The 14,620-nt window shown below is 52.3% G+C and carries 12 protein-coding genes; 6 read left to right on the top strand and 6 right to left on the bottom strand.

The window, feature by feature from the left end:
- Positions 1 to 226: 226 nt before the first annotated feature.
- The 3 genes from ACYVRB_RS07665 to pdxT all read left to right on the top strand — a co-directional run bounded on the left by ACYVRB_RS07665 (position 227) and on the right by pdxT (position 4,195).
- Positions 227 to 2,563, top strand: a complete 2,337-nt coding sequence (locus ACYVRB_RS07665; protein WP_461214567.1) for a nitric-oxide reductase large subunit — start codon at positions 227 to 229, stop codon at positions 2,561 to 2,563.
- A 163-nt stretch (positions 2,564 to 2,726) separates the two neighbouring features.
- Positions 2,727 to 3,611, top strand: a complete 885-nt coding sequence (pdxS, locus tag ACYVRB_RS07660; RefSeq protein WP_461214566.1) for a pyridoxal 5'-phosphate synthase lyase subunit PdxS — start codon at positions 2,727 to 2,729, stop codon at positions 3,609 to 3,611.
- Positions 3,612 to 3,643: 32 nt separating this feature from the next.
- Complete coding sequence (gene pdxT / locus ACYVRB_RS07655) at positions 3,644 to 4,195, top strand: pyridoxal 5'-phosphate synthase glutaminase subunit PdxT (protein ID WP_461214565.1); 552 nt, start codon at positions 3,644 to 3,646, stop codon at positions 4,193 to 4,195.
- Between the two features lie 65 nt (positions 4,196 to 4,260).
- Here pdxT and ACYVRB_RS07650 read toward each other — a convergent pair whose 3' ends face one another.
- The 4 genes from ACYVRB_RS07650 to nrdF form a co-directional block, all read right to left on the bottom strand.
- A complete protein-coding gene (locus ACYVRB_RS07650; protein ID WP_461214613.1) occupies positions 4,261 to 5,430 on the bottom strand; it encodes a bifunctional diguanylate cyclase/phosphodiesterase in 1,170 nt (389 codons plus the stop codon).
- 9 nt (positions 5,431 to 5,439) lie between these two features.
- Positions 5,440 to 6,126 (bottom strand): hypothetical protein, encoded by a 687-nt coding sequence (locus ACYVRB_RS07645; protein ID WP_461214564.1) that lies wholly within the window; start codon positions 6,124 to 6,126, stop codon positions 5,440 to 5,442.
- 307 nt (positions 6,127 to 6,433) lie between these two features.
- The gene (locus tag ACYVRB_RS07640) at positions 6,434 to 6,919 is read right to left on the bottom strand and encodes a class Ib ribonucleoside-diphosphate reductase assembly flavoprotein NrdI (protein ID WP_461214563.1); all 486 of its coding nucleotides are present in this window, start codon (positions 6,917 to 6,919) and stop codon (positions 6,434 to 6,436) included.
- Entirely contained in the window at positions 6,916 to 7,905 is a 990-nt protein-coding gene (nrdF, locus tag ACYVRB_RS07635; protein ID WP_461214562.1) for a class 1b ribonucleoside-diphosphate reductase subunit beta, read from the bottom strand. The genes ACYVRB_RS07640 and nrdF overlap by 4 nt, the downstream gene beginning before the upstream one ends.
- Before the next feature lie 172 nt (positions 7,906 to 8,077).
- On the opposite strand from nrdF, the gene nrdE reads away from it, so the two are divergent.
- Together nrdE and ACYVRB_RS07625 are read left to right on the top strand one after the other, a co-directional pair.
- Positions 8,078 to 10,249: a class 1b ribonucleoside-diphosphate reductase subunit alpha gene (nrdE, locus tag ACYVRB_RS07630; protein WP_461214561.1), complete on the top strand. Its 2,172-nt coding sequence runs from the start codon at positions 8,078 to 8,080 to the stop codon at positions 10,247 to 10,249.
- A 587-nt stretch (positions 10,250 to 10,836) separates the two neighbouring features.
- Positions 10,837 to 11,100: a hypothetical protein gene (locus ACYVRB_RS07625; protein ID WP_461214560.1), complete on the top strand. Its 264-nt coding sequence runs from the start codon at positions 10,837 to 10,839 to the stop codon at positions 11,098 to 11,100.
- An 88-nt stretch (positions 11,101 to 11,188) separates the two neighbouring features.
- Here the strand turns inward: ACYVRB_RS07625 and ACYVRB_RS07620 are convergent, their stop codons facing one another.
- A complete protein-coding gene (locus ACYVRB_RS07620; RefSeq protein WP_461214559.1) occupies positions 11,189 to 11,554 on the bottom strand; it encodes a pyridoxamine 5'-phosphate oxidase family protein in 366 nt (121 codons plus the stop codon).
- 184 nt (positions 11,555 to 11,738) lie between these two features.
- Here ACYVRB_RS07620 and ACYVRB_RS07615 point away from each other — a divergent pair, with 184 nt between their 5' ends.
- Positions 11,739 to 12,620, top strand: a complete 882-nt coding sequence (locus ACYVRB_RS07615) for a helix-turn-helix transcriptional regulator (protein ID WP_461214558.1) — start codon at positions 11,739 to 11,741, stop codon at positions 12,618 to 12,620.
- Positions 12,621 to 12,694: 74 nt separating this feature from the next.
- Here the strand turns inward: ACYVRB_RS07615 and ACYVRB_RS07610 are convergent, their stop codons facing one another.
- Positions 12,695 to 14,449 (bottom strand): GGDEF domain-containing protein, encoded by a 1,755-nt coding sequence (locus tag ACYVRB_RS07610; RefSeq protein ID WP_461214557.1) that lies wholly within the window; start codon positions 14,447 to 14,449, stop codon positions 12,695 to 12,697.
- Positions 14,450 to 14,620: the final 171 nt, after the last annotated feature.

The following is a 14,620-nucleotide window of genomic DNA, read 5'->3' as shown; positions in this document are numbered from 1 at the left end:
TCGTTGATAGTCAGTGCCATCATAATATCACAAGTGGCAAGATATAAAAATACAATCGTTTTCTTGAAAATAGAAACATCTTAAGTGAAATCACAATTAGTAAGAATATACCACGATAATTAAAAGAATAATGATACCAGCATTGATGAATGATAGCCGGATTTAGGATAAAATCCAAGGTGTTACATCTCTAGAAAGCGATTGCAATACTTTGGAGGGGAAAGCTATGCCATCATCAATAACCGATCCATACCGGCGGCTCCGGCGAACACTGTTGATCATTCTCGTAACCGTGTTTTCTGTTTTGATCGCCGGCGGGCTCTTGATTTTCAAGAGCGAAGCGCCGCGACCAGCGCGCATCGTTGATAACAACGGAACAGAGCTGGTCTCACACAAGCAACTCATCTCTGGCCAGGCCGTCTTTGAGCGCTACGGGCTAGCCGATTACGGGACCTATCTGGGGAACGGGTCCTATCTGGGTCCCGACTACACGGCACAAGGGCTACATGTCTATCTGAAAGGGATGGATAATTACTACGCTCAGAAACTTTTCCATCGCAACTGGCAGCAACTTAACGAAGTCCAACAAGACGGGATCAAAGGCAAGGTCAAATCAGAGATCCGCGTCAATCGCTACACGAAATCTACAGATACTTTAACGCTGACCGCGGCTCAGGCTGCCGGCTTGCGTTATCTCAGCACCTACTACGAGAAACAATTCGTCAATAATCCCCGGCAAGCGGGGCTACCTGAGAATCTGATCAAGCGTCAGGAAACCACGAACTTCATGACCAAAGGCGACAAGGTGAAACATCTGTCCTATTTCATTTTTTGGGGCGCATGGTTATCATCGACGAACCGGCCAGAGCGCAATTTTTCGTACACAAACAACTGGCCCTACGATCTCGATGCCGGCAACGTGATGCCATCAGCGGCAATGTTATGGACGGCACTGTCTGTGGCATTACTAGTCGGCGCCACCGGCGTTATCATTTGGTTTGAACGCCGCTTCAACTTGGACATGGATTTTGCTTACGCCCCTGGCCAAGAACCGGTGATCGATCCCGACCAGGCGATTTCAAAATCACAACGCAAGGTCGCTAAATTCTTCTTGATCGTTATGGCGATGTTTGTCGTTCAGATCATGCTCGGGGAGCTGATGGCGCATTACTATGTCGAAAACGAGTTCTTCGGCATCCCTATCCAAAACGTCTTCCCATTCAACCTCGCGAAGACCTGGCATCTACAACTGGCAATCTTTTGGATCGCGACCTCTTGGCTTGGCGGCGGGATGTATATCGTCCCTCGCGTCTTAGGCCACGAACCGAAAAAGCAAGGCCTCTTGGTCGACATCTTGTTTTGGGCACTGCTGGTGGTTGTCGGCGGCTCGATGCTCGGTGAATGGGGTGACATCCTCGGCTTGATCAAGAAAGGCTGGTGGCTATTCGGCCACTCCGGTTGGGAATATGTCGAAATGGGCAAATTCTGGCAACTGCTGTTCATTGCCGGCATGGCCTTATGGATCGTGATCTTATTGCGCGGTTTCATCCCGGCTATCCGGCGTAAAGGCAATGCCGGAACCAGCACCGACCGCACCCGCTTGACGACCCTGCTATTGATTGGGGCGCTGGCGATCCCCGCCTTTTACCTCGCCTCCCTGTTTATCATGCCTAACTCTCACGTGACCTTCGCGGATTACTGGCGCTGGTGGATCGTCCACCTGTGGGTCGAAGGGATCTTTGAAGCCTTCGCGGTGATCCTGATCGGCTGGTTGATGGTCGACATGAAACTCACCACCAGCCAGTCCACCATCCGGGCGCTGTACTTCCAGTTGATCCTACTGTTAGGCTCTGGTGTCATTGGTACCGGCCATCACTTTTTCTGGCAAGGTGACAACAGTATCTGGCTGGCGTTGGGTGCTTGCTTTTCCGCGCTGGAAGTCATTCCCTTATCACTTTTGGTTTGGGAAGCCTATACGCACTACCGCGTGTTTAAAAAGTCGAACATCGAATTTCCTTACAAAGGCACGTTCATCTTCCTCGCCTCGACCGGTGCTTGGAACGCATTGGGCGCTGGGGCCTTGGGCTTTTTGATCAATGCGCCAGCCATCAATTACTTCGAACACGGTACCCAATGGACGGCCGCCCATGCCCATGGCGCGATGGTCGGCGTCTACGCCTTCTTGAGCTTGGCCGTGATGCTTTACGTCATGCGCAACGTCACCAAGCAGGAATTCTGGACCCCTAAGGTTGAAAAATGGATCCGGTGGGCAGCAGGCTTGTTGAATGTCGGTCTGCTTGGGATGGTCTTCATCTCTTTGATGCCGGTCGGTTTCTTGCAACTCAAAGATGCCTTAGAGCATGGCTACTGGCACGCACGCCTGCTCAGCTTCTATCACGACCCGCTCGTTGCCAAACTATTGTGGGCACGGATGGCGCCGGATCTGGTCTTCACCACCGGCGTGGTGATTTTATTGGTCCTGGTCTTTCGAATGATGTTCCATCTCAAGCCAGCAGAAGACGACAAGATGGCCAAAACCGTCAAGGATTGGGATAAACAATAATACTGATTAGGCGGGCACTTGCTCGCCTAATTTTAATGTCGCGATGCCGACAATATTTCTCCGTCTGCACAATTGGGTGGTTTTTTTACCAGCCAATTGGCCCTGTTCAGTCTGCCATTCCTCCCTTATGCTAGAAACACTTTATCAATTGAGGTGGAAAAATATGGCAGAAACTGGAACAACTCTTGTTAAGCGCGGCATGGCGCAGATGCAAAAAGGCGGCGTCATCATGGATGTCGCCAACGTGGAACAGGCAAAGATTGCAGAAGCCGCTGGTGCAGTGGCGGTCATGGCACTCGAACGCGTCCCGTCAGACATCCGCGCCGCCGGTGGCGTCGCCCGCATGTCTGACCCGGCGATGATCGAAGACATCATGGCCGCCGTATCGATCCCGGTGATGGCAAAAGCCCGCATCGGCCACATCGCAGAAGCTCGCATTCTCGAGGCGATCGGTGTCGATTACATCGATGAATCCGAGGTGCTGACACCTGCCGACGATCACTATCACATCGATAAGCGCGATTACAAGGTACCTTTTGTCTGCGGCTGTCGTGATCTCGGTGAAGCCCTCCGGCGGATCGCTGAAGGGGCCTCGATGCTACGGACCAAAGGCGAACCTGGCACCGGCAACATCGTCGAGGCCGTCCGCCACATGGAGCGGGTCAACGAAGACATCGCCAAGGTGCACGCGGCTTCTGAAAATCAGCTGGTCACCCTCGCCCGCGATTACCGCGTCCCGCTCGATCTGCTCAGGGAGGTTTATACCACGGGCAAGCTGCCCGTCGTCAACTTCGCGGCAGGTGGTGTCTCCACGCCTGCCGACGCGGCCTTAATGATGAATCTCGGCGCCGACGGCATCTTCGTTGGGTCTGGGATCTTCAAGTCAGAAAATCCGGCCAAGTTCGCCAAAGCCATCGTCACCGCCACCGCGCATCCGACCGATTATGCGTTGATTGCTGAAGCTTCCAAGCACCTAGGCAAGCCGATGCGCGGGATCGAACTCAGTACCTTATCCGAAGCTGATAAGATGTCCGAGCGTGGGATCTGAGCAGGCCATTATTATATAGAAGGTGACATTCAATGACAATTGGTGTATTGGCGCTTCAAGGCGCTGTTTCAGAACACATTGCCGCCTTGCATCAGCTTGGCGCAACAACACGAGAGATCCGCGAACCTCAGGACTTGCACGACATTTCTGGGCTAGTGCTACCAGGCGGCGAAAGCACAACGATCCGAATGCTCTTAGAACGCGAAAACATGATGGCCCCGATCAAGCAATTGATCACAGATGGGCTCCCAGTTTTTGGCACCTGTGCCGGGATGGTCTTGCTCGCACAACCAGAAGCCTTCAATGCGCTACCCGCTCAGGTCCAGCGCAACGGTTTCGGTCGCCAGCGCGAAAGCTTTGAAGCCGATCTGGTCGTCGAAGGCCTGGCGACGCCGTTTCCCGGCGTCTTCATCCGCGCACCGTATTACCAGAGTGTCGACCCAACGGTTTCGGTGTTGGCCACAGTCGGTGAAGGCCGCATCGTCGCGGCAAGCTACAAGCACCTCTTAGTGACCGCCTTCCATCCGGAGCTGACCTCAGATTTACGGTTGCACCAACGTTTCTTGGCGCTGGTGGGGGCTTAACCATACAAAAATGGCTGACGAATATTTTCGCCAGCCATTTTTGTGTCTTCTAAGGAACTTGATTTTCATGCCAAGCGCGGCAACTCCGGCCTGTCGAAGTAATAACCTTGCAGATATTGAGCGTGCATGACCCGGATCGCAAAATCAGCATCAACGCTATTTTCAATGCCAGTCACAATCAACCCATACTGCTTACTGCGCTTGCGCCATTGGGTGATCTCTTCGTCTCCGGGGCCGTTAGGGTAACGCCGACGCAGATTGGCACAGGAGACCTTGAGCAGGTCGACCACCTCAAGATATTTTCTTAAGATTTCCAAAGGCAAATTAGCATCAAGGTTGATCAAGGCAATACTCATGCCTCGCTTATGATAGCGCGGCGCTTCTTCATGCAATAGTTGCGGATCGATCGAGTGGTCGACTTCCACGATCAAGGTAGCCGACACCGCTTGTTTCTCGATGAATGCGGCTAACCGCGCCGGGGTCTCAGCGTTTGTCAGCTGTAGCGGGGTCAAATGCAACATCACCAATCGGCTTTCACCCGCATCCAACAGCTGCTGGATGTAGTCCAGCTGGGCATCGATCGGTAGCGTAAACTTGGTGGGAAAATTCCAGCGATCATGGTCATATTCATATCGTGCCAACAACACCTCTTGGGCGACAACGGCTTGGTCTTTTCTGGCATCGATCACTTTCTGGCTGATCAATGTCCGCGTAGCCAGCACGTGATGGCGGACGTTAGAATTAAGTGTATGCTCGCCGATCGTGATCGCATTGCGACCATTATGTTTGCTCTGATACAAGCTGGCATCGGCCCGGGCAAAAACGTCATCGAACCGTTTGTCATCTGGCTTTAACTCCGCGACTCCGATTGACAGGGTCGCTTTAATCGCATACGCCCCCGCCGTAAATTGTTGCGACTGGACAGCCTTCCAAACTGCCAACACGATTTCTTGGACAGCATCGAGGTTAGTGTTGATGAACACGATATTGAATTCCTCGCCACCGGTACGGTATAGCGAATGCTGGCCAACGTGGCGCTGCAATTCGTCTGCGATTGTCCTTGCTACCCCGATCAAGACTTCATCGCCGGCCAGGTGTCCGTAATGATCGTTGATCTGCTTGAAGTGATCGATATCGATCGCCGCAACCGTCAGATGATAGCCTTTGTCACGCGCTTCTCGGAAAAAGCGCGTCACGTCACGCCGATAGATCGAGGCGCTTTTGGCGTTAGTCAGGCTATCATATTAGGCCAGTTGCGCGTTAGCCGCATTCTGCAGGTCCACCTGATGGTCGTGGGCCAGCGTAAAGGCCGTCACGATCACCATCACCAAGTACATCGAAAGCCCCTGCCAGACGATCATTGGCGTGATCACAAGTCCCGCAGAATGTGGTGGTAAAAGCGTCCAGAAACAAACGCCTAGATACAGATAAGCCAAAGTATGCCGCACAACATGGTAGCGGATCTGACTGCGCCAAACCCGAAAAACGACGAGCCCGATTGCCATGCCGATCAATGCGATCGTGAACTGTGGGCGGTCATAATACCCCATGTGGTGCATCAACAAAACATCTGCGATTCCCAACACCCGGATCCCATACTCGCCCAAGTTAATGTTTTGATCTAACAAGATGAACGTGAGCACAAACAGTCCCATGTTATGAAACATCAATCCACTGGCATTGGTGAACACAAGCCAGCCTACCATATGTAACCCAGTACCGATGCCGATGGCCCCAACCATCATCGCGATCCGCATCACCCATTGCATCACCGGCTTATCCTTAAGCCTAACGAGCGCATATTGCCAAAAGCGGCGATAATAATTGATAAAGCCTGATGCAAACATGAATGTGATCAACAATTGTGCAAACCACACCGACGTGCTAAGTGGTGCCGTCCCCCGTGTCACGACATGTGTGCTCATATCCATATTCACACAAGTCCCCCCAATACAAATGCCAAAATATCGACCGATAGATAATCTGTTATAGTATACCGCATCTAAAGAGAAGATTAAAGTTTGCTGTGTTACTCATCTCGCGTGATATTTCCTGGGAAATACACCCCGGAAACCCGATCATCTGGGCATTTCAGCGGTGGCCTAGTCCGCTGGGGACTGTATTGACAAGATACCTTGCTGCTGACAACCGTACTCTCCATCTCACGTACAAAAAAGCGTCTCCGGCACGCACCCTTTCTAAGAGTCGTGTGTCAGAGACGCTATTTGTTTGAGCCGCTTAGTGAACTAACATCCGTTTCACGCCGCGCTTGTCATAATCGCGCTGATAGTTGCACAAAGCGGTGTAGATCTTCGCGGCTTCTTCGTCATTGCCGCGTAACTCGTACATCCCAATCACCGGGGAGTTGTAACGCCGCGCGTAGTGTTTGGCGGTCAAGCCAAACTGGGCGTTGAAGTTACGGTTGCCGCTACCGATGATGCCCAACAGATTATCGGTATTGCCGGCATCCAGCTCGTCACGAAAATCTAAGGTCATGACTTCTTTGTAGCCGTTGTTGATGCCGTCGCCACCATCGAGATAGGTGGGCACCATGGCGAAAAACGGTTTGTCCATGATCTCGACGTCGACGGATTCGCTGTATTCGACCGCGTTGATCTCGGGATTGGCAGCGTCTATTTCATGTTGCTTGGTAGCATAGGCTACCAGCCGCTTGGCAAAGGCGCGGGTGTTGCCGGAAATCGACACATAAAAAAGGTTGATCATTTGTTATCGCCTGCTTCCGGGTCAGAGATGACATCGATGTTGTAATCGTCATCGCTCATCGCTTCGACTTGGCCGAGCAGATAGCCGTTGCCGACTTGCGAGAAGAAGTCATGGTTGGAGGTGGTCGTGTTGATCCCGTTCATGATGATCGGGTTCACATCAGAAGCCGTTGTCGGGAACATGCCGTCTTTGCCGAGGTTCATCAAGGCCTTGTTGGCGTTATATTCGACGAACGTCATGACCTCTTTGGTCCAGCCGACCTGGTCGTAGCAAAGCGCCGCGTATTTTTCCTCGTTGTCGTACAACTTATATAAGAGATCATAAGCCCAGTCGTCTTGCTTTTGCTTTTCCGCATCAGACAACTGGTTGTAGCCGATCTGGTACTTGTAACCGATATAAGTGCCATGGACACTTTCGTCGCGAAGGATCAACTTGATGATCTCGGCAACGTTATTCAGCTTGTTATTACCCAGGTAATACAGCGGGGTGTAGAAACCGGAATAAAAGAGGCACGTTTCGAGGAAGACGTTGGCGACCTTCTTGTGCAAGGGATCTGGATCGTTGCGGTACAAGTCGACGATCCACTGCGCCTTGTTTTGTAGGTATTCTTCGGAGTCAGACCACTGGAAGATCTCATCGATTTCAGGCTGGGTGTTCAGCGTGGAGAAAATGGTCGAGTAAGACTTCGCATGGACACTTTCCATAAACTGGATGTTGTTCAGCACCGCTTTTTCGTGAGGGGTGACGGCGCCGGTCGTCAAAGCCCGCATCCCGTCTTGGCTTTGCACGGTGTCTAACAGCGTCAAGCCCCCGAAAACATGCCCGACCACCCATTGATGGGTGCTGTCGAGTTCACGCCAGTCGTCCATATCGTTAGACACCGGAATCCGGGTATCCAACCAGAACTGCTCGGTTAATTTCTCCCATGTCGCCTTGTCGACAGCGTCGGAGACGCGGTCCCAGTTAATCGCCTGATAATTTTCCATAATGTGATGTGCTCCCTCTCTGATTAGGTGTTAAAATGTCACTTGCGCGCTAATTTTACCACAGCTATGCACAAGCCGCTAAACGCAATATGTTGCCTAGCGTTTGACCCTAAACACAATATACAGTATTATAGCATTATTCTCAATTACTTACTTTAAAGGAGCAACAGTCATGGGCCTCAAAGCGATCGATCCAGAGCAAGTCACCTATTTCAAACTCAATAACGAGATTAATATTCCCGTGAACGGCCAGATTCCGTTGAACAAAGACAAAGAAGCGCTGGCCGCATTCTTCAATGAAAACGTCGAACCCAACACCATGAAATTCGACTCGCTTCAAGCGCGCCTCGATTACTTGGTGGCCAACGACTACTATGAAGCGGACTTTCTTAACAAATATTCCCTCGCCTTCAAACAAGAGCTGACCGATTACTTGGCCAACCAAGGCTTCCACTTCCAGTCCTTTATGGCTGCCTACAAATTCTATGCGCAGTATGCCTTGAAGACCGACGATAACGAAGCTTACCTCGAATCTTTTGAAGACCGCGTATTTGCCAACGCCTTGTTCTTCGCCGATGGTAACGAAGACCTCGCCCGCTCACTCGCTGATGAAATGATCCACCAGCGCTACCAGCCGGCAACCCCAAGCTTCCTGAACGCCGGCCGCGCCCGTCGTGGCGAGCTGGTGTCTTGTTTCCTGCTACAAGTTTCCGACGACATGAACTCGATCGGCCGCGCGGTCAACTCCGCCTTGGAGCTTTCCCGAATCGGTGGCGGCGTCGGCATCACGCTGTCCAACCTGCGTGAAGGTGGCGCTCCGATCAAAGGTATCGAAGGCGCTGCTTCCGGTGTGTTACCTGTCATGAAGTTGCTGGAAGATTCCTTCTCGTATTCCAACCAGCTCGGCCAGCGCCAAGGCGCCGGCGTCGTTTACCTGAACGTTTTCCATCCTGATATCATCGCCTTTTTAGGGGCCAAGAAAGAAAACGCGGATGAAAAATACCGTCTAAAGACCCTGAGCCTCGGTGTAATCGTGCCTGACAAGTTCTATGATCTGGTGAAGGCTGACGCAGACATGTATCTGTTCTCCCCATACTCTGTCGAACGCGAATACGGCCAGCCATTTTCTTACATCGACATCACCAAGGAATACGACAACCTGGTTGCCAACCCTAACATCACCAAGAAAAAGATCCGCGCCCGCGATCTGGAAACCGAGATCTCCAAGCTTCAACAAGAATCCGGCTATCCTTATATTTTGAACGTGGACACCGCCAACAGTGCCAGCCCGATCGCCGGCAAGATCATCATGTCCAACCTTTGCTCAGAGATCATGCAGGTGCAGACGCCTTCTGTCTTGAACAACCGCCAAGAATACGACGTGATGGGTACCGATGTTTCTTGCAACCTCGGCAGCACCAACATCCCGAACCTGATGAAGACCAAAGACTTCGAGAAGTCTGTCGACGCGATGGTGCGCGCCTTGACCTTCGTCACCGACCACAGCGAGATCGACGTTGTGCCATCTGTTCAAAACGGCAACGACCTCGCCCACTCCATCGGCTTAGGCGCCATGGGCCTCCACACGTATTTCGCGACCCACCACATGCACTACGGTTCACCCGAATCACTGGACTTCACCAACCAGTACTTCTTGTTGCTGAACTACTACACGCTCAAGGCATCCAACAAGATCGCCCGCGAACGCAAGCAAGTGTTCCATAACTTCGAAGCTTCCAAGTACGCCGATGGTTCCTACTTCGACAAGTACATCGACGGCGACTGGGGCTTCAAGTTCGATTCTGTACGGGACCAATTCGCCGGCATCGCTATTCCGACCAAGGCTGACTGGGAACAACTCAAAGCCGACGTCATGGCTGACGGCTTGTACCATCAAAACCGGATGGCCGTTGCGCCAAACGGTTCGATTTCTTACATCAACGACACCAGCTCTTCCTTACACCCGATCGTTAACCGGATCGAAGACCGTCAGGAAAAGACCATCGGGACGATCTACTACCCCGCATCTGGTTTGGCCAACGACACCCTCCCTTACTATAAGAGTGCTTACGATACCAACATGTGCAAAGTGATCGACGTCTACGCCGCGGCCCAACAACACGTCGACCAAGGAATGTCCATGACCTTGTTCATGCGCTCCACGATCCCAGAAGGCCTCTACCCATGGAAGGAAGGCCGCACCGACAAAATGACCACCCGCGACCTCAACATCCTGCGTAACTATGCGCACGCCAAGGGCATCAAGTCGATCTACTACATCCGCACCTTCACCGACGATGCAGAAGAAGTCGGCGCCAACATGTGCGAAAGCTGCTCGATCTAAACCAGAGCGAAGTGGCGCGCACTTAGCGGGTCAGGTAGCCTAGCCATTTACAATTGGGGCAGGTTTTGCCCCGAGTGCAAATGGCGTAGCTAGCTGTACCCGCGTTGCGCCACGTAGCTCGACGACCAGAGCGAAGCAAAGCGATTTTAGGAGGAGTCTGAGTTGGCCTAGGTACGTGCGGCGTCAGCCGTGCGTGACTGGGACAGCTCAGACAGCCCTCCGTTGCTTTGCATAGCTCGACGATACCAGAGCGAAGTGGCGCGCACTTAGCGGGTCAGGTAGCCTAGCTATCGTGCTTGGGGCGGTTCTTAGCCCCGAGTGCAAATGGCGTAGCTAGCTGTACCCGCGTTGCTTTGCATAGCTCGACGACCAGAGCAAGTAATGTCTTAATCTCCTCCCCAAATACTGATCCACCTTCTCTATTCCCACCATCGCTCGCAGATGGTGGGATTTTTTTCGGGCATACATTTACATTGTAACTTTTTCGTTAAGATAGTCACTGATCACTTAAAATCGCTTAACCTTCTTCGCATCTGCTGCCTGAACTTGTTACAATATAGTTATCAATTCTTTGGGAGGTAATTAGTATGGGAATTACTACGTTATTTAACCATGAAGCTCGTGAACGTCGCGCTGTTGAGAAGCAGCTGTTTTCCAAACTTGCTCGCAATGGCTATCCGCAAACCGCTTTACTCATGGAAGACGGCCTCCAAAAAGAAGACGACGGTTATCGCTTGTTCTTCGACACTTGGGAAAGTGATGAACACTACGTCGCCACTGCTACCAGAGCCGGCAAAACCTGGCGGATCACCTTGCAGATTGGTGATCGAACCCCTCAACGTCTCAATTAAAGCAAAATAGGACTGGCCGCAGCCAATCCTATTTTTTTCGTCCTTATTTAACTTATCCGATCGTTCTGTGACATGGTAGAACAGGCAATCAGATCTTTTGTTGAACCTCATCGATCGTGACCACGAGGACCCGGGTCACCCACGGGAACTGCGCTTTCTTCTGCTCGAAGGCAGGGCCGTGATCAATGAATTCGCCGGTACCATGGACGTGAAAGCCTGCGCCTGGACCGACTGTGCCAATCACTTCTTTGGATCCGAACGTCAACACAAGATGGTTGTCTTTGGCCATGTCTTGTTCGACGCTGTGCATCCCCGCAGCCGGGATCAACAACTGGTTATCTGACAATGTCACATATGACATCCAGGTGTTGACCACATGTGCCGGGTTCCCGTTGACCGAGACGATGGTGACCGGACCTTCGTGTGCCAAAACAGCTAAGAATTTCTCGTCCATGATATCCCTCCTACTGGGTTCAATAGCTTCATTGTAGATTAGTTTCGAGGTAAACCCCATACTGCAAATTGTCGTTATTGTTATGAATTGCTGTCTTCAACTTGAAAATGCCACCGCACAGTTACCCGATTTGTGCTAGAATGTCAGATATAGACAATTATGATTAAACATTGGAGGTCCCGTTATGTATCAAGCCATCTGGAGTGCCAACACCGTCGAGTTGGACCTCGACCCTCTAAACGCCCCGCCAGATCCAGAAGCAGGCGGGACGCAACTCGCCATCATTCAGTGCCGGCGCGACTGCTTGTTGCGGCTGAAAGGGCGACCACTTTCTTTGAAAACCGGCGACATCGTCTTGATCCATAACGCGATGCCGGCCCAGCTCGAAGCCTACGGGGCGTCACGGCCATTGCAGGCACGCTTTTTCATCCTGCCGGTCGCCAACACCGTTGGCATCGGGCCAAACGCGATGATTACTAGCTTCCTGCAAAGCACCGACACCGCCCATATCGTCTTCCGGCGCATCGCCCATGAGCTGACCAACGGCTATTGCGAACAGCTGGCAAGGCTAATGCTGATGAAACCGCAAGACGGATATTTGCGTTACGAGGCTTCGATGGTCGCCAACTTACTGCTGACCGAATTGTCCCGTGCCCGGCTGAACGCGATGATGATCATCGAATCTGATTTTCCAGAAGACAACCTACGCGGCGCGGACAAGGCCCATCAAGTCGGCCTAATTTTGAACTACATCATGGCTCATATCGACACCGTCACGCTGAAGTCTGCAGCAGAATACTTCGGCTATGAACCCAACTACTTCTCGCGATTATGCCATGATCTGTTTAAAAAACCATTTTCCGCGGAACTGCGTTTCATCCGCATGAACCAAGCCAAGAAGATGCTGGCGATGACGGCCCAAAGCGTCGCCGAGATCGGCTTTTCCTTGGGCTACAAGAACCCTGCTAACTTCGATCACACGTTCAAAAAACAATTCGACATCACGCCTTCCGCCTATCGCCGCCAAGCACAACTCGCACAGGCCACTGATACTGAAGTCCATTAAGTCGATACACAAATGGCGCCACAACACATCCTTGACGGATGCGCTGTGGCGCCATTCATTTTTGCTGGCATTACCTATATCACCTGATCGCGGTTCGTACGTGCCGCTACTTGCGGTAACACAGGCGCCCCGAAGAACTCCCCACTGGCTGAAGTTGCCCCAATCGCTTGTGCACGGGCAAGTTCTGTCTCATTGTCGACCTGCTGCGCATAAATGGCCAAGCCAGCGATTTTTGCCGCGTTCGCCTTGGCCTCGACGTGCTCACGGTCATCACCGAGCGCAATCACTAAAGCATCGACAAACGGCAAATACGCCTGCCAAGAATCCTGCGAGGTTTGCGGATAGTACAACAACTCACACCCTGCCTGGCGGTAATGAGGGGCAAGCTCGGCCAATACTGCTAACGGCGGCGTGCCCGCCACCACCACCCGGATCGTTTGGACCTGTGCATGATCCGCCTGCCAGCTTTTCAACCGCGGTAAGGTCGCCGGCGCAACGAAGGCCTCTGGCGTCAACACCAGCTGGACGGCGGTGGCTTTTAACAGCGGCACGACGTCTGCTAAGAAACGTAACGTCTCGTGCAAAGACATACTGTTGCGATCCGCTTGGACCCAGTCTTTGGCCTTTTCCTTCCAGTACCGAGCATCGATCCCGAATGCCAACGGTTTGCGGTCAGCAAGGGCGATAATCGGTTGCGTATATTCTGCAAAAAAGTGGCTGATCGTCAGGCGATCATGCCGCCACAACGTTTTTTGATTAACGGTGATCGTGTCTCGGCCACGCGCCTTGGAGCGATACAAGTCAGCATCGACTCGCGCATACAACTCATCGATCCCCGTGTCTGTCGCGTTCAAAGCGTCGACCCCGATCGAAATCGTGACATCGATCTGCAGGTCATCGACGACCAGCGGGGCTTCACGTATCGCTTGGCGGCACCGGATCGCCAAAGATTCTGCGCCGGCAAGTGTTGCGTCAGCAAGGATCACGGTAAACTCCTCGCCGCCGGTGCGGTAGATCCGCGCACCAAAAGACTTCAACACCTGCTCCAGGCGCTGCAAGCCCGCCACCAACACCGCATCCCCGACCGGATGCCCATAATGATCATTGACACGCTTGAAATAGTCGATATCGAGCATCATGATGACTAGCGACGCGTGCTGTTTTCGGGCATGCACAAACGCCTTTTGCGCGTCACGACGAAACAAAGCGTAGCTGGCGGCGTCGGTTAACGGATCAAAATCGACCCGGTGGGCCAGTTGTGAATATCGGCGATCCGCGTGTCGTAAGGCCAGCCAATACCAGAAATTGGCTCCTGAAATCACGAGATAAGTCACAATCAAGCCGATCCGCGAGATCAAGTTGATGTCTGCTCGCGGCAACCAATAGCCCGCCACCAAGATCAGCATGATCGCCGAATTGGCAATGAAATGCTCGCGCAGCAGATCGTGCCAGCGCACCATGATGGCAACAACAACAGCTTGCCCGACAAACGCGGCAACATACTGCGGCCAACCTAACCCCGGATGGTTGAGTGCGGTAAACACCGCCAAGCCAATAAAGCGAACGACCAAGTGGTGACGATTCACATCGGTGCCAAGCAACGGAAAAGCCAACACCAGCAACTGTAGATTCGCGTATAACTTGAAGCGTACCGGATCGATCCATTGGGCCAGCTGCAACCCACACGCTACGGCGATGATCATCACATCGATCCGCAGCGGATGCTGAGCCGTGTCGCTAAGGAGCTGATTATAATAGGTCACATACCCCGCTAACGCAAGAATGGAAATCAGGCAATCAACGCCCCACTGCAACAAGATGGTAGCCATACATCGACCTTTCACTGGCAAAATGACAGTTCACAATAATTATCTACCTGGATTATTCATAGAATTTCAAAAAAGCAGCGCAATCCCATGATTCACACGGGACTGCGCTGCTTTGGTGTTTCACCCATTGGGTGCGCCTATATGCTAAGGTTGAGTCGACGAAAACCATCA

Source organism: Lacticaseibacillus boliensis (assembly GCF_054784775.1).
Note: the sequence above shows the minus strand (reverse complement) of the source record. Positions and strands in the feature narration are given on the sequence as shown.